Annotated in this window: 18 protein-coding genes; 12 read left to right on the top strand and 6 right to left on the bottom strand. The window is 46.5% G+C overall.

Annotation, left to right across the window (positions count from 1 at the left end; translation table 11 throughout):
- The first annotated feature begins 475 nt into the window (after window positions 1–475).
- The 3 genes from ACK5NH_RS00800 (at window position 476) to ACK5NH_RS00790 (ending at window position 2946) form a co-directional block, all read left to right on the top strand.
- Window positions 476–1453 (top strand): 4'-phosphopantetheinyl transferase family protein, encoded by a 978-nt coding sequence (locus ACK5NH_RS00800; RefSeq protein WP_416917389.1) that lies wholly within the window; start codon window positions 476–478, stop codon window positions 1451–1453.
- Between the two features lie 169 nt (window positions 1454–1622).
- Window positions 1623–2144, top strand: coding sequence for a hypothetical protein (locus tag ACK5NH_RS00795; RefSeq protein ID WP_416917388.1), 522 nt, complete (start codon window positions 1623–1625; stop codon window positions 2142–2144).
- A 61-nt stretch (window positions 2145–2205) separates the two neighbouring features.
- Window positions 2206–2946 carry a sporulation protein gene (locus ACK5NH_RS00790; RefSeq protein WP_416917387.1) on the top strand — a complete coding sequence of 247 codons (741 nt, stop codon included), beginning with the start codon at window positions 2206–2208 and terminating at the stop codon, window positions 2944–2946.
- Between the two features lie 74 nt (window positions 2947–3020).
- Here ACK5NH_RS00790 and queF read toward each other — a convergent pair whose 3' ends face one another.
- Window positions 3021–3881: an NADPH-dependent 7-cyano-7-deazaguanine reductase QueF gene (queF, locus tag ACK5NH_RS00785; protein WP_416917386.1), complete on the bottom strand. Its 861-nt coding sequence runs from the start codon at window positions 3879–3881 to the stop codon at window positions 3021–3023.
- 59 nt (window positions 3882–3940) lie between these two features.
- Here queF and syd point away from each other — a divergent pair, with 59 nt between their 5' ends.
- Window positions 3941–4591, top strand: a complete 651-nt coding sequence (syd, locus tag ACK5NH_RS00780; protein ID WP_416917385.1) for a SecY-interacting protein — start codon at window positions 3941–3943, stop codon at window positions 4589–4591.
- Window positions 4592–4673: 82 nt separating this feature from the next.
- Here syd and ACK5NH_RS00775 read toward each other — a convergent pair whose 3' ends face one another.
- Window positions 4674–5447, bottom strand: a complete 774-nt coding sequence (locus ACK5NH_RS00775) for a Zn-ribbon-containing protein (RefSeq protein WP_011623410.1) — start codon at window positions 5445–5447, stop codon at window positions 4674–4676.
- Window positions 5447–5830 carry a hypothetical protein gene (locus ACK5NH_RS00770; protein ID WP_416917384.1) on the bottom strand — a complete coding sequence of 128 codons (384 nt, stop codon included), beginning with the start codon at window positions 5828–5830 and terminating at the stop codon, window positions 5447–5449. Before ACK5NH_RS00770 ends, ACK5NH_RS00775 begins: the two co-directional genes overlap by 1 nt.
- Before the next feature lie 147 nt (window positions 5831–5977).
- Between ACK5NH_RS00770 and ACK5NH_RS00765 the strand changes: the two genes are divergently transcribed.
- Window positions 5978–6376, top strand: a complete 399-nt coding sequence (locus tag ACK5NH_RS00765) for a DUF3192 domain-containing protein (RefSeq protein WP_416917383.1) — start codon at window positions 5978–5980, stop codon at window positions 6374–6376.
- Window positions 6377–6420: 44 nt separating this feature from the next.
- On the opposite strand, the gene ACK5NH_RS00760 is transcribed toward ACK5NH_RS00765, so the two are convergent.
- Entirely contained in the window at window positions 6421–6654 is a 234-nt protein-coding gene (locus ACK5NH_RS00760; RefSeq protein ID WP_416917382.1) for a DUF2789 domain-containing protein, read from the bottom strand.
- A gap of 144 nt (window positions 6655–6798) precedes the next feature.
- Here ACK5NH_RS00760 and ACK5NH_RS00755 point away from each other — a divergent pair, with 144 nt between their 5' ends.
- Window positions 6799–7437, top strand: a complete 639-nt coding sequence (locus ACK5NH_RS00755) for a GNAT family N-acetyltransferase (protein WP_416917381.1) — start codon at window positions 6799–6801, stop codon at window positions 7435–7437.
- Window positions 7430–7735: an Mpo1-like protein gene (locus tag ACK5NH_RS00750; RefSeq protein ID WP_416917380.1), complete on the top strand. Its 306-nt coding sequence runs from the start codon at window positions 7430–7432 to the stop codon at window positions 7733–7735. Before ACK5NH_RS00755 ends, ACK5NH_RS00750 begins: the two co-directional genes overlap by 8 nt.
- A 1613-nt stretch (window positions 7736–9348) precedes the next feature.
- Here the strand turns inward: ACK5NH_RS00750 and ACK5NH_RS00745 are convergent.
- Both ACK5NH_RS00745 and ACK5NH_RS00740 read right to left on the bottom strand, forming a co-directional pair.
- On the bottom strand, window positions 9349–9735 hold the full coding sequence (locus tag ACK5NH_RS00745) for a DUF3301 domain-containing protein (protein WP_416917379.1): 387 nt from the start codon (window positions 9733–9735) through the stop codon (window positions 9349–9351).
- A complete protein-coding gene (locus ACK5NH_RS00740) occupies window positions 9732–10745 on the bottom strand; it encodes a DUF3549 family protein (RefSeq protein WP_416917378.1) in 1014 nt (337 codons plus the stop codon). The genes ACK5NH_RS00745 and ACK5NH_RS00740 overlap by 4 nt, the downstream gene beginning before the upstream one ends.
- A gap of 146 nt (window positions 10746–10891) precedes the next feature.
- Between ACK5NH_RS00740 and ACK5NH_RS00735 the strand changes: the two genes are divergently transcribed.
- The 5 genes from ACK5NH_RS00735 (at window position 10892) to purU (ending at window position 15384) form a co-directional block, all read left to right on the top strand.
- Complete coding sequence (locus ACK5NH_RS00735) at window positions 10892–11212, top strand: YqcC family protein (protein WP_416917377.1); 321 nt, start codon at window positions 10892–10894, stop codon at window positions 11210–11212.
- Window positions 11199–12053 carry a tRNA pseudouridine(65) synthase TruC gene (gene truC, locus ACK5NH_RS00730; protein WP_416917376.1) on the top strand — a complete coding sequence of 285 codons (855 nt, stop codon included), beginning with the start codon at window positions 11199–11201 and terminating at the stop codon, window positions 12051–12053. The genes ACK5NH_RS00735 and truC overlap by 14 nt, the downstream gene beginning before the upstream one ends.
- 401 nt (window positions 12054–12454) lie before the next feature.
- The gene (locus tag ACK5NH_RS00725) at window positions 12455–12919 is read left to right on the top strand and encodes a flavodoxin (protein ID WP_416917375.1); all 465 of its coding nucleotides are present in this window, start codon (window positions 12455–12457) and stop codon (window positions 12917–12919) included.
- Complete coding sequence (locus tag ACK5NH_RS00720; protein ID WP_416917374.1) at window positions 12871–14352, top strand: PTS transporter subunit EIIC; 1482 nt, start codon at window positions 12871–12873, stop codon at window positions 14350–14352. Before ACK5NH_RS00725 ends, ACK5NH_RS00720 begins: the two co-directional genes overlap by 49 nt.
- 216 nt (window positions 14353–14568) lie before the next feature.
- The gene (gene purU / locus ACK5NH_RS00715) at window positions 14569–15384 is read left to right on the top strand and encodes a formyltetrahydrofolate deformylase (protein WP_416917394.1); all 816 of its coding nucleotides are present in this window, start codon (window positions 14569–14571) and stop codon (window positions 15382–15384) included.
- Window positions 15385–15483 lie beyond the last annotated feature (99 nt).

Raw genomic sequence — 15483 nt, 5'->3', positions numbered from 1 at the left:
TGCCTTGCCGTTTGGGGGGCGGATTTGTGCTCTGGGCTTGGCTTATCAGCCTGAGCATCATCCGCGGCTTGAGTACCCACTTTTCGAGAACTCATGTTGTTAGTGCTGTCCCATCTTTATTATTTTCATCCAACATAATCTATCGGGACTGCTTAAACTTGCCTGCAAAAGCCGAGAGTGGACTCATGCTTAATCTAGGCTTAAAACCCGTGAGCTATGTGTTTTGTTACGCACAATGGTGATGCAGATTACCTGAGGTTTCGGTTCGATACAATCATATGGGACTTGAAATGATTTTTTAATGATCAAATGACTATGTTCTAGGGAATAGAATTCCTGTTTAGCACAGGGCTTAAGTTTAAATAGTCATTTAAATTCATAAGATTAGAAACAAGGTTAAGATACTGCTCGTCAGGCGAGCAGAACTGAGTAGAATAGGGTCGCCGTTAAACTCAGGTTTTGTTGGGATAAATTAATGAATATTGAGCTTTTTTTTATACCATTAACCGAAATGGATGAGGCCAGCACGAGTGCTTGTATGGCGCTCTTGAGTGATGACGAGCGCGCAAAAGTGGCACGTTACCGGGCGCCCAAGGCGCAAATGAACGGTTTATTGGTGCGAGCGGCGCTGCGCTGCGTCTTATCTCAAGGATTGCAATCTTGCGGTGGATCCTCACCTTGCTCCTCCCTACGACAGATTGCGCCCCAAGATTGGTGTTTTGAGTATGGGGCAAAGGGCAAGCCCAGCCTCAGTCATGAACAGTTTCTTAAGACGGGGATCGAGTTTAATTTAAGCCATAGTGGTGACTGGTTATTAATTGCCTTGGCGCAAGATGATGACTCGGGCGCAACAGCTAAAAGGGCGAAGCCTCGTTTAGGTTTGGGTGTGGATATTGAACGCTCCCGCGTCAGCACCAATATTTACCCGATTTTAAATCATTATTTTTCCCCCATCGAAGCCGAGGCTTTATTAGCTATGGAAGGGGGGGAGGCGCAGCGGCAACGCTTTTTTGATCTTTGGGCGCTTAAGGAGTCTTATATCAAGGCAACGGGATTGGGCTTAGCACAGTCACTGAAATCCTTCGCCTTTGACTTAGCGCCAAACAGTTTGGTGGCGATTGATGATGGCGCTCTACAAGCCGCCGAGACCCATAACTGGGTCGAACTTAATCCGCGAGAGATCGCTACGCCGAGCCAAATTACGCTCTCCTCTAACTCTAAACTCCCTTCACATATCAAGCTTTATTCCAATATTAAGCTGCTGATTGAACCTGAGTCTGTACTCGATGCCACAACCTCTGGCGTACAGCATTGGCAGAGTTACTTTGGCAGGCTAGATGAGGAGTATCGTTTTGGGCTGAGCTTAATGCATAAGGATAGATTGGCGAAGGTGGCGATCTCCATGCAACTGACCAGTATGGAAGGATTATTGGAAGCATGCTCGGCCATCTAACCTGGCAAATCGCACTAAGGCTTTTACTGCATTAGTGCTTTTAATTCAGTTTCTTGTCACTTCGCTGACTTTGTTACTCCCTGCATTATTTATCCCCTCATTATTCATCTTGGATTAAACCTAGCTCGTTATAGTCACGCCCAAGAACTCACTGACAAGGTTGTTAATAATGAAATTCAAATGTCTTTTATCAACGACCACTCTGCTACTGCTCGGTGGCTGTGGTTATTTTGGTGGCGATGAAAAACAGCAATTAGAGCAGGCATGGCTTGCGCAAGATCCCCAACTACAACAAGTGGTTGAGCAAATCCGCAACCGTGGGCTCGATGTTGTTGCCCAAAGTGCGGCGGCGGGGACCGTGTCTGCCTGTGTGGCCGAAAAACTCAGCCAAGATCCCCTCGGTAAATTAGTGAGTGTCGAAGGCGCCTTAGTGGAGTCGGCTAAAGTGGCGGAATTACTCGGCGATTTACAGAAGGTAATGGAACAAGAGGTGAGTTTCGATCAAGTAGCGAGCCTACTTCAAAAGGGGGCAGATGCGGCGGCCTATGCCAAAAGCTTGATTGAACAGCAGGGCGTCGAGCAAGCCATGCAAAGCCTTAAACAAATGGCTCTCGCCAGTGAACAATTTGCTCAGCAGGATTTAGGTGCTCATTTCCAGCAATTATTGCTCGAGTGCAAATCTGCTAACTAACTGAGTAACCACTGTATTACGGCTGCTTTTTCGTGCAGCCTTAGCAACATAAGGAAATACTATGTTTAAAAAACTGCTGGCCTCTGTCGGTATTGGTGGCGCAACGGTTGATACCCAATTAGCCGATAACCGACTGCTGCCAGGTCAAATCTTTAATGCCACTATCGTAGTCAAAGGCGGTAATGTGCCGCAGCAGATCTCCGGTCTCGACTTAGCACTAATGACCAAGGTGAAAGTGAGCAGCGATAACGGCGACTATTTTAAAAACCATAAGTTGGCGAGTTGGCGCTTAACTGAGTCCTTTGAAATTCAAGCGGGTGAAATTCGCGAGATCCCATTTTCAGGTAAATTGCACCCCGAAACCCCCTTTACCCAGCTCCCCGTTCGCAATAACCAATCACAGGTATGGCTGCAAACAGGAGTGGATATTGATACTGCGCTCGACCCTAGCGATATCGATGCGCTGGTCATTCTGCCAACCGCCATTGCCGAGCATGTGTTAAAGACGATGGACAGCCTTGGCTTTGTGTTGGTTAAAGCCGATGTTGAGCAAGGCTTCCTCAATACGCGCGCCTTTCGATCGACATCGGGTTGTTACCAAGAGTTGGAGTTTAAGCCGCGTAATATGGGCTTTAATAGCTTGCGTGAGATTGAGGTTTCCCTGGTGTGTGACGCAGAGCAAACCCATGTGTTACTCGAACTTGATCGTGCATTCCGTGGCGATGGCTACTTGTATTTTAGCTTGCCAAACAATGCTTCTTTGAGCCAAGTGCAAGAGATCTTTAGGGCAAATTTTGGTTAACTATCCTTAAAGTGCGGTCTAAAAGCTAAAAAATAAAAAGCCCTGAATATTCAGGGCTTTTTTATATAAATCGATTACTGTCTTGCTAAACGGTGGCTCTCGCCTGGGTGCTCAAAATCACTGCGGTAGGGGTTAATATCTAGGCCGCCGCGACGGGTGTAGCGGGCATAAACGGTTAACTTAGTGCAGTGGCAGTAATGTTTTAAATCGACAAAAATTCGCTCGACACACTGCTCGTGGAACTCGTTATGCTGGCGGAACGAAATCAAATAACGCAGTAGCTTTTCGCGATCGATTTTAGGTCCCTGATAACGGATCATCACACTGCCCCAATCCGGTTGAGAGGTGATTAAGCAATTTGATTTCAACAAATTAGAATTGAGTGTCTCGGCGACTATCTGTTTATCATCTGTGCTGTTTTCAAGATAATCCGGATTAAAGTCATAGTCGTTGACTTCGATATCCAGATCGTCAATGCAAGTGCCGGGCAGCTCGACGACGCGCTGAATGCCAAAACTCTTAGGCTCAATAATCTTCACCGTGACCTGGCCTTGGGCACATTCACTGAGATCCTGCACTAAGGTTTTTTGCACGGCTTCGATATTGTCGAATTTGGTTTGGTTAAAACTGTTTAAGTACAGTTTGAAGGATTTTGACTCGATCAGGTTTTGGCTTGTATGGCTTAGCTGAATGTCGGCGATAGCCACCATAGGCTTGCCCTTCGCGTTTAGCCAAGACAGCTCATAGGCCGTCCAGATATCGGCTCCGTGGAAAGGTAAACTGTCCGCCGAGAGGTTGATAGCGTTACGGTTAAGTGAGCGAGGAACCCCTTGCAGCAGCGATGCATCATACTCGGCTTGATAATCCGTGGCTTTACCTAAGGTTAGGCCGGCAAGCTCTTTTGCATCACTATAGGGATCGTGATTGTGTGTCATCAATACTGTTTCCATGTCAAAATAGGCGCACATTATACCCGAAATTGGATTGTGCTTAAGTGTCTTGTCTGCCTGCTCTCGATAAATTTTTGCAAAACTATCATCAGTCTTACCTATCTACTTTAGGCGAATTACCGCGATATTACCCGCAGGGTGAGCCATCTTTGTGTATTCAAGGCGAGTTTATTGAATCATCCGATGAGGCTGTGAGCTGGTTACCCGTTAAACGTACACAGCATGGCAGTTTTGCGAATGTTGAGCATGCGCTTGAGCTAACATTATGGCCGGACATCAATCACTTTTATGGTGAGTATTTTGCGGCGCCCGTGCTGTTTAATTCACTATGGGGTACTGGCGAATTGCTGCAGGTATGGAACGAGGCGGATTTTGATGCGTTGCAGCAAAATATTATCGGCCACTTAATGATGAAGCAAAAACTCAAGCAGCCACCGACCTGGTTTATTGGTCTGCTCGATGAGGGAGATAAGATGCTAACGGTTGATAATGCCGATGGCAGCGTGTGGGTTGAAATCCCAGGCGAGCTTCCCTCCGTTCAACTCGCACCGAGTTTAGCTGAATTTATTGCGGCGTTATCACCGCGCATCGCACCGCCCGTCAAACACGAAGAATTACCTATGCCGGCGCTCGAACATCAGGGTATTTTTGCTAGCTTTAAACGTATGTGGCACAACCTTATGGGTAAGCGTTAAACGCGGGAAGTCTTTTGAAATAGTATCTAGCAAACTCGACCGGCTATTTTGCCAGCCGAGTTTGCGTTTTAACATGGGAGCCTTATTGATGATCCCAAGACAAGTTAGACACTATGCGGCAAGGCTCGCAGCGAAAGTGGAACATATCTAATAGTGGCTCGTCGAGCTTCCAATCATGACTGCCACAGCGTGGGCAGGGGCGAGCTAATTCGGATTGCAGATCCTGTCCCCCGACGCGATACAAATAATAGTAGGTGGGGATTTTGGTCAGGTATTCGATTCGGCCGCGTAAATCCCAACCTCTCCTAAATAAATCACTGTTTGGGCTGGATAATTCTTCCAGCGCGGCAAATTCAGCCTTAGTGGCGGCCGCCATTTGTAACTCATCACAGGCTTGCCACTCGGTTTGCCAGCGGATAACCCGTTTATGATCGCCATTAAAGGTGGCGGGGATTTGATAGAGCGGAATGGGCAATAGGTTATCGCCACTTCGAAGGGGCGAGCACATATGCACATAGCTAGTGTAGAGCAGCTGCCAGCTGGGTGGCTCAGTGTTACTTACTTCAGAATTAATATCCTGACCGATAAATTTTTCGCGTGGCGCCAGTAGTTTAGCCTCGGTTAACTCCGCCAGCGCTTTTTTCACCCAAGGGCTGTGATAGCGATGATTCAAACTATTTTTTTCAGGCGTGAGTAGGCGTACTCGAAATTCGCCCTCATTAAAGGCCACGGCAAATTCGCGGCCGAGGATTTGGCCATTAGCGCGGTAGGCTTCGAGTAATTGATTGATGGCACGTTCTGCCGCACTGATGGTGGTATCGGCAAAGCATTCAAAGCGCAATTCGGTGACAAACATTAAGCAGATTTTCCTTGGGATTCGAGTTGACTGACACGTTGTTTCAGCTCGATAAGTTCATTTTTGAGTTGCATGATCTCGTTGTTTTTTAAAGCGAGAGCCTGTTCTACACTCTGTTGCAGTTCGACTAACTGTTGAGCAAGCACTGCGACTGTGATTGGCGATGCTTCCGGGAGACTCGATTCTTCGACGGCTGGCTGGGGTTGTGCCGCTAAACGTTCGCGCTCTGCCTTAGGTATCGATTTAAACTGCTGTAATCCTTGAATTAGAATCGGCATAGGGATTTTGTTACCGACGCGGCTTTTGATCAGGGCCAAGCTTGGAGTTTTACCGCTGGCTTCGAGTGCGCACGCTGCTGCTAACACTTGGTCAATCGGACTCATAATAAGTGAAATTCCTTAATCTATATCGTGTTTTTCACTAACTTACTGTGGTGTGATTATTTTAGTTCTTATAAATCAACGTATTGTTGTTTGGCATTGATTTTGCTTTTTAAGCATTTTTATAACAAGTACACAGGAAGTCATAATATGAACGCAAATATTAATCGCAAACTCATCGCGGTCACGTTTTTAGGGTTAGCAAGCTTAGGTCTTAGCGGTTGTGTGGTCAATGTCGGCGATGGTGAATCTAAGTGGGATGGTAGCGAATCCTGGGAAAAAACACAGGATAAAAATCGCAATAATCTGATAAAGCTCAGTCTTGGCATGAGTAAAGACCAAGTGATGACCCTGATGGGCGCTTCGGACTTTAGTGAATCTTATCTGCAGCAGAGTGGGGGACAAACTGATAAAGAAGTATTGGTGCTCTTCTACCGTACCCAGCACACCCATAGTGATGGTAAAACCACTAAGGATGAATGTACGCCAGTCGTCTTAAGTAATAATGTGTTAGTCGGTTGGGGTGACACCGCCTACAGCAAGATTTAACGACTTAAACGTACACCTAACTCAAATCATAGAGCCCTAAGCGATTAGGGCTTTCTTAATTGAACATCGAGCTGTTCGATAAGTTCGGTCCACTGCGCGTCAGCCTCTAACGCTTCGCTGAGAAAACTCTTTTGCGCCTGAGTCCAGAATGGTGCCTCGATTAAGTGTGTCTCTGGAGACAGTTTGTGGGTCGCAATAAACTGCGTGATGGCTTGAGGTTGATTGGCTAATCCCAACTGTTCAAATAGGTGGCTCATATCGACTGGCGTTGTATCCATGTTCGCATCCTCACTGTGTGCCTGTATCTAGGGTATGCAACTCACTGAAAAATGCAATCTATGATTAAAATTTGCACTTTTTTGTTTCCTTGATACATTGATTATTACTCATAAGAGTGTGATCTAAATCAAGGAATTCTAATAATGGACAATAATACCTTGGATGAGTGTCGTGCTGTTTATCTCACCGCTGAAGATTTACGCCTCGCCGCTTCGATTCTCTATAACGCATATCATGACGATCCCTTTTTTGTGGATGCCTTATCCACTTCAGACAAGTTTGCCTACGAACAAAAATTGCGTGCTGCCATTCGCGAAGAACTCAATGCGTTCTGGCAGGAGAAACAAGCGTTAATCGGGCTATTCGATCAGACGCGATTAGTCGGTGTCGCCTGTGTAGTCACCCAAGAAGTGCCCCTAGGAGAAGATCGTTATTGGCATTGGCGGCTCAAAATGTTGCTGGGTACAGGCTGGCAATCGACCCAGGCGATGATGAAGAAAGAGTCGAGCATTGTGGAACTGCTGCCGAGCGAGGACTGCGGGATCCTACAGTTTATCGCCCTTGCACCCAATGAGCAGGGAAAAGGTTTGGGCCATCAACTCGTTCAAGCTGTGGTGAGTTGGTGTGATGAGCAGCCCGAGCTTGAGGGGATTGGGGTCTTTACTACGCGGGAGGTCCACAGCCATTTATTTATGCAACATGATTTTGTATCCCTCGGTGAATTGAGTATAGGCAACGTGGCCGGACAATTACTCTTCTATACGGGCCAACAAGATGAATAAACCTTACCGTACTTTTACTGAGTTTTACCCTTTTTACCTCTCGCAGCACCAAAACTTGAGCTGTAGGCGATTGCACTTTATTGGTAGCATTCTGGTGCTCTTGTTATTAGGGGCTGCACTGCTCACAGCAAATGGGTGGCTTTTGCTGCTAATTCCATTAGTTGGATATGGTTTTGCTTGGGTGGGGCACTTTGTGTTTGAGCATAATCGCCCCGCGACATTCAAATATCCGCTGTACAGTTTGATGGGAGATTGGATGATGTTTGCACAAATTCTCACCGGCAAGTTGAAGTGCTAAATTTTACTCACCAGTGAGAAGCTGACGCCCGTGTGAGAGATCGCTTACAAAGCCTGTAGGATAAAATGTTTTCTTGCAGACTGTTTTGTAATCACGATTTTTAAAATTACTTTAAATTTAGTGGTTTAGTCTTCATTGATTCTTGTTTGTATGAAAAACACACTAATAAGTGTTCTTTAAGCGAAACAAAACCAGCAGGATCCGCGTAGAATTAACTCATCGCCAAATGGGAAGCATGGATTGCAGTACAGGCGAGAGGGATGCAAGAAGCGATGAATTTAGGTTCTTGGATTTGAACCTTTGACAGTAGGAAAACTGTCATCTGCCTAGGATAGGCTAAAAAAGCAAGGTTGCTTTCTCATGGATGATAGAGGACGTTCTGCTGGGATGGCAGGTTTCAGGATGAGAAAGGACAAGCTTAAGGATTAAGCGTTACTGGATGTAGGAAGTATCGAGTAAAAGGATAAGTATAAGGGTGAACAGCTTGTACTAACGCTAGAAAGGGATTCAGCAGGACGCGATAAGGATGAGTCACTGGACGTGACAGGAGCCGAAATAGGATATTCGGGTCAAGGGATTGAGTGTGATGATTACTTCATTACACAGGGAAAGTTAGGGATACAAGGACGCTTGCAGGGAGCAAACAATCGCAAGGAAGGTGCAGGGAGCACTATCAAGCAGGATGGCTTGCAGAGGATAAATGGGGTGCACATAGTGCGCCCCTTTCTTTTTGCTTTTCTCAATCGTTATTTTTTACGATACGTCATAATGTCCACTTTTATATGCTTTATGATTGAAAATAAAATCGAGTGCACGATTTTTACTCTTTTATGCAGTGGATATTCCCCGTCTGGTTCTTAAAAGTTTCGGGATGAATCAACAGTCGTTCGTTTAAATGGCATAAATTGCCCGACTTCTTGTGAGATATATCTCACAAGGCTGTAAGTGATTTGTAAGTTTTTTGACTGATAATGACTACCTAATTTTAGGTAATTTACGTCTAATCAATATGTTAAGAGTTTTTTTTCATTATGAACTTAATATTGCGGCTTACATTTTTATCTTTTGTAAAAGCCGAGCTGCCATAGCTGTCGTAGAATTCATTTGTAGACGGAACTACTGTGGACAGGAAGTTAGCAGTCAGGATGACTGGACAGTGTTTAAGGGATAAACACTTAAGGATTGGTAAGGAACGACTTTCAGGATGAAAGCGATACGTACCATGGAAGGGAAGACTATCAGGGATAGATAGCCTAGTTGCATAGGATTGCAATGGCACAAGGAGTGCAGCAGAAAGGAAGCAACTGAACCTATTTCACGGATGATGCAGGAACCGCTCAGGAAAGAGCAAGCTTGGTTAATGGAACGCCAGGAGATAGGGAAGTACGTTAGTACAGGGAAATATCACGGATTGAACAGGGATGATGCAGGATGCTAGTTGACGCATGGATGGTGCAGGGAGCACGAAAATAGCGGGATAGCTTAACAAAGAACAGAAGGGCGTGGTCTTTGACCACGCCCTTTCTTTTTTATTCATACGGATAAGCGCTAACCGATTTGGGCTCTTCCGCCGGAGTTTGACTCAGTTTTATCCAAAGGCAAACGACTGTGCTTTAGTGGCACTTGCCTGAACTACAGCTACTTTGACTACCGCAACCACCAAATTTTCCCTTAGCCATCGGCGCTTCTTGCCATTCTGGCTCCGGGAAAATTGGCCATTCAATCTTTTGTATTTTTTTACCTAGCATCCAAATATGGCCGCGATATTGGTTGATGCCATCGGTGCTAAATTCGAATAGGTATTTTGCTTTCCAACAGATCCCAGTGGTGCCACCGAGGCTGGGACGAGCCGTTTCCATTGCTATAGCCAAGAGTTGTACTTTTTGTCTACAACATTCTTTTTCAGCAAAAATACGGCTCAATTCGGCCATTTGGCGTAATTGCCAAAAGAAGGCCGCAACGACAACCAGGGCAATAATTAACAGAAGATCTGACATCATTTACTTGTAGCCTTAAACAAGCCACCTATGGCCTGTGATAGTTGAACACTCCGATTGGGATTCCTTAATTCACCCAATAAGTGATTGCGTAAACTGGGTATCGCCACAATATCAGCAAAGATCTGATTAAAAAAGGCTTGGGGTTGTCGCGCCAGTGCTTCCAGGTAAATACTGCGACTTAGCTCTTGCTTTAATACTGTCCAGTTTCGCCCCGCGATGCTGATAAGTTCATTAGCCTCTAACCGCTCGGTTTGTTGCAGATGAGCTAGGGCTTTCTGACTCAATTCGGTATGGGAGGCGAGTGCGCGCAAGTAATAGGCTTGGTACTCAGGTGGAGCCGCCACAAACTTATCGTAAAGCTTATTCGCAAGTGCCTCTGTTAAATGCAGATGTTCGAGACATTGGCACAGGGCAATTTGCACTTCAATCGCACTATTGTCAAAACTGGCAAGGATGTGTTGCTCGTGGTCTAACTCGCCAAGGCGGACACAGACGTCGCTCAAACCTTGCAGACCAATATGCTGCCATTCACTCGGTGCAATTTGTCCGGATAGATATTGCACTGCAAATTCATATTGAATTGAAGCGCTTAAACCTAATTGTTTACGTACTAAGGCGTTAAATACTGCCAGTTTTTCTTGGCTGGGTTTAAAGCTGAACGGATTGTTAGCGAGGCGGTCCTGCTGTTCATCGGTTAATGGCTGAGTGGGATCTTGCCCCAGTGCCGTTAACACCATTTCAATAAATTGTGAGCGAGGGGCGGGTGAGAGCAGCCCTTGTTCGTCTAACGGGAGCTTTAGGAACCAAATAAAGTGCTGCTGACTTTCATTCCAAAACACGATTGCAAATTGGGCATGCCCCTGAATGGGATAAGGGTAGGGCGTGACTAATGATTCGATTTGATGGAAGGCCAGCATATCGATGTGCTGTACTCTTCGCCCTAACTCATAGACTTGGAATTGGGTTTTGGCTGTCGTTAAAAATTGGCTAAGCGTGGTAATTTCAGTCATTTGGCTGCCATATCAATCAAAAAGGCTCAATAAATTGGCGACATTATAGGGGGAAGTTGTGCGCGATGGTATGATTGCCGCACTTTTATCGCCTCAGTCGCAGTGCTTAATTGTCGAATGACTGTGGCTTAATGGACCTTATATCGATGCTTTACAGTCAAACTCAAACCAAATTAACCCAAATTGCTAACGAGCTACAAAGTGTGGGGCTTTGGTCTGCCAACGCGCCAAGTGATGAAGCAATGGCCAGCACTGCGCCTTTTGCCTGCGATCTGATGTCGTTAGCGCAATGGTTGCAGTTTATCTTTATTCCGCGCATGCAAGCCCTTATCGATGCGGGGCAACCTTTGCCAAGCAAAATTGCGATAGTCCCGATGGCGGAACATGTGTGGTCCGAACAAGCGGCGTTAACACCTTTAATTGCTGTCTTAAATGAATTGGATATGTTGTTAAATGAACCTAGATGATGTTTGGCTGGACATGCCAGAGGATAAACAAAACCCTATCGAGGGTGACGATTTCTTAGAGCCTGCGCCTGAGCTGAATATCTTGTATCAAGACGAGCATTTGGTGGCTATCCACAAACCCGCGGGATTATTGGTTCATCGTAGCTATTTAGCGCGCCGCGAGCGTTTTTTTGCGATGCAACTCACTCGGGACTTGGTGGGCTGCCACGTGTTTCCGGTACACCGTTTAGATAGACCAACCTCGGGCGTGTTGTTATTTGCCAAAAGCAGTGAGGTAGCCAACGCACTTTGCGAACAATTTGCCAACCACAGTATTGAAAAACAGTATCTGGCACTGGTGCGTGGCAATATGCACGAGAGTGGTGTGTTGGATTATGCGCTTAAAGTCGAATTGGATGAGGTGGCAGACAAGTTTGCCGATAAAGATAAGGCCGCACAGGACGCAGTGACTCAATATGAGCCGTTGTTAAATACCGAAATTCCTTATCCGTCGGGGCGTTACGCTACTAGCCGTTTCGCGTTAGTGAAACTGAGTCCAAAAACGGGGCGTAAGCACCAACTCAGACGCCATATGGCGCATTTACGACACCCGATTATTGGCGATACCACCCACGGTGATGGTAAGCAAAATGCGTTTTTCCGCGCACATTTCGATATCAATCGACTGTGGTTGATTGCGAAAAAGTTAACCTTCACTCATCCGGTGACACTTGAGCACTTAAGTATCGAAACCGAGCTTGAGCCAGAATGGGAAACCGTGTTTTCAGGGCTAGGTTGGGATGATGCCACCCTTAGTTCCGAGCAAAGTGTATTGATTGCTGAGCAAGCGACTATTGCTTAAAGTAATGTTTTGAAGGCAACACCTCGCCAAAGCGAGTGTCCATTTAAGCAAGTAGCTTGGATATCTGCTTAGTTGCATGCAATTCAGCGCAACAGTAGGCGATCTTAACTACTCGTTGGTTTGAGATTGGATATCAAGCTGGCTAAGGTCGAGTATTCCGCCGGAACGGATAGCGGTAATTGTAGATTTTGCTGGGCGGCGTGAAAGTAATGTTTGCGTCTAATTTGGGTGGTTTTATGTTGGTGCTTGAGGTGTTTTTGCCTATTGCTCTGTCGCATCAGTTCGCTTCCCCATGCTCAATAACTTGATTTATAAAATTTTTACCTTGTTGCTTGCCCTAAAGCCTAACAATAAAGTAACTTCAGCTAAGTTGCGTTTACGCATGTGGCACGGAGTATATCATGAAAAAAGTTAATCTGGTGTTTGGCACTGTGTATGGTAGCGCACAATTTACCGCCGAAACCCTAGAAAAAGCACTGGCAGAACTCGGTTATGACGCCAGATTGTGGCAACCGAATGAAATTATCCAATTTACGCCGCCACAAGATGAGTTGTTAGTGGTAGTGACCTCGACCACGGGGCAAGGGGATTTACCCGACGATATCCAGCCTTGGTTCTATCATCTTAAGGAGACTGCGCCTTATCTGCCGGAGTTGAAATACAGTGTGATAGCACTGGGCGATTCCAGTTACGATACTTTTTGTGGCGCGGGCAAGTCGGTGGATGAATTGCTGAGTGAGCTAGGCGCAAAACCAGTATTAGCGCGTCTTGAAATTGATGCCTGTGAAACCATGGAACCTGAGGTCGAAGCGATAAAATGGCTGGAAAGCTGGAATCAAATCGTCAAATCCGAACGCGCCGCTTAGGTCATTTCGTTACTCAGCAGTGGTTTAAATTTGCCCAGCGCTTAAGTCAGGCGCTGTTAATTCCTATTGCGATTTTGCCCGCTGCGGGTGTTATGCTGGGCTTAACCGTGAGTCCAATCCCTTTTATGCCCGAGGTGCTAACCGTATTAATGCTGGCGGTTGGCAAACTGATTTTCGCCATCATGCCCATTTTGTTCGCGGTGGCGGTGGCGATAGGTTTTTGCCGCGATCAAGGCATCGCCGCTTTTACTGCCGTATTTGGTTATGGGGTGATGACGGCCACCTTGGCCGCCTTAGCCGATCTCTACCAATTGCCCACCCAATTATTACTCGGCATGGAAACCTTAGACACAGGAATTGCCGGTGGCATGCTGATTGGTGGCGTCACTTGCTTTGCAGTGCGCTGGAGCCAATATATTCGCCTACCAGCGATTTTCTCCTTTTTCGAGGGGCGGCGCAGCGCCTCCTTATTGATCATTCCGTTGGCGATGGGCTTAGGTTATATCCTTGCCCATGTGTGGCCGCCGTTATCTCTGTTAATCGAGCGGGTTTCCGACTGGGCGGTTTACCAAAAACCGGCCATTGCCTTTGGGGTCTATGGCGCGCTCGAACGTTTACTCATTCCCCTCGGTTTGCATCATATCTGGAATGCGCCTTTTTATTTAGAAGTCGGCCAATACCAGTTACAGAATTCGGAGGTGGTTCGGGGGGAAGTAGCGCGCTATTTAGCGGGTGATCCGCAGGCGGGGAATTTAGCGGGCGGTTATTTGATAAAAATGTGGGGACTTCCTGCTGCGGCGCTAGCCATTTGGCGCTGTGCCGATCCCTCAGAGCGTAATCGGGTCGCGGGCATTATGCTTTCTGCGGCGGCGGCCAGTTGGCTGACGGGAGTCACGGAGCCAATTGAGTTCGCCTTTATGTTTGTGGCGCCATTTTTGTTTCTCATCCATGTGCTGCTGTCGGGGCTGGCATATTTTGTCTGCATCATGCTTGATATTCACCACAGTATTGTGTTCTCCCATGGGTTGGTGGATTTCACGCTGCTGTTTTCCCTGTCGCGCAATACGGGCTGGTTTGTATTCTTAGGGCCGCTGACGGCGGTGATTTATTACCTGCTGTTTAGGGGCAGTATTCTGGCATTTAATTTAAAGACGCCAGGACGACTCGAACTCGATGAACCCCATGGCGCCAAAGAGAGCTTAAGGGCCATCATTGCGGCATTGGGCGGTCGCGAGAATATTGTTGAGCTTAATGCTTGTCTCACCCGTTTACGTTTAAGTGTGCACAGCCCCGAGCTCGTCAATAAAGTGCGACTCAGCCAGCTCGGTGCTAAGGGCGTGATTGTGATGGGGAAAGGCGTGCAAGTGGTATATGGCACTAAGGCTGAAACCCTACGCAAAGTCTTGCAGCGCTATTTAGATACTCGGCGCTGATATTGCATCTTATTGAAATTAATCGCTGCTTTATTGTGTTTAATAAAGTTAACTCACAATAAATTCACTTTTTATCACAAAAAATAAGCTTTTCATGCTGTATGAGTGGATTGGCTATGGCACACTCGAATGAGGGATCATTGAGGAGATCAGATTTTGCAGTCACAGCATGAAGTAGTATCGAACGCGCAACCCGCCTTAGCACGTAAAATTCTGATGACAGATTGCGCCGATGCCCAAGGGCTTATCGCCAAAATCACCAGTGTTTGCTTCAATCATCAGCTTAACATCATCAAAAACAGTGAGTTTGTGGATAATGCTCAGGGGCGATTTTTTATGCGCACTGAGCTCGAAGGGCACTTTAACAGCGAGCAATTACTGCAGGATCTGCGTGAGGTGTTACCCGCCCAAAATCATATGACCTTGGTCAGCGCGGGTAAGAAGCGTATCGTCGTATTAGTCACCAAAGAGGCCCATTGTTTGGGCGATCTGCTGATGAAGGCCTACTATGGCGGCTTGAATGTTGAGATAGCAGCGGTGGTCGGCAACCATGATGTGTTAAGGGAACTGGTTGAAAAGTTTGATATCCCTTTCCATCTTGTAAGTCATGAAGGGCTAGATAGAATTCAGCATGAGCAGGCTTTATTGGCCGCCGTGTCGCAATACGAGCCCGATTATTTGGTGCTCGCCAAATATATGCGGGTACTGACGCCGGATTTTGTCGCCGCGTATCCAAACCGTATCATCAATATCCATCATTCGTTCTTACCAGCCTTTATCGGTGCCGCACCTTATCGCCAAGCCTGGGAGCGAGGGGTGAAAATCATCGGCGCGACCGCGCATTTTGTGAATAATTGCCTCGATGAAGGGCCGATTATCAAGCAGGATGTGATCCCCGTCGATCACAGTTACAGCGCGCTTGAAATGGCCAAAGCGGGGCGTGATGTCGAAAAAAGCGTCCTCAGCAAAGCGTTACAACTCGTGCTGAATGAGCAAGTGGTGGTTTACGGTAATAAAACCATTGTTTTTTAAGGCTAACTTGCTTGTATTAACTTGAAATATAGCTACTGACTTGCCGATTAAGACTTTAGGATTAACACGCGGCTTTGGGCTTGCTATAAGTAAGGTTAA

The sequence above is a fragment of the Shewanella sp. genome (assembly GCF_047975355.1).
Lineage (GTDB): Bacteria > Pseudomonadota > Gammaproteobacteria > Enterobacterales > Shewanellaceae > Shewanella.
The sequence above is the reverse complement of the archived record's forward strand: the minus strand, read 5'-3'. Positions and strand labels throughout refer to the sequence as shown.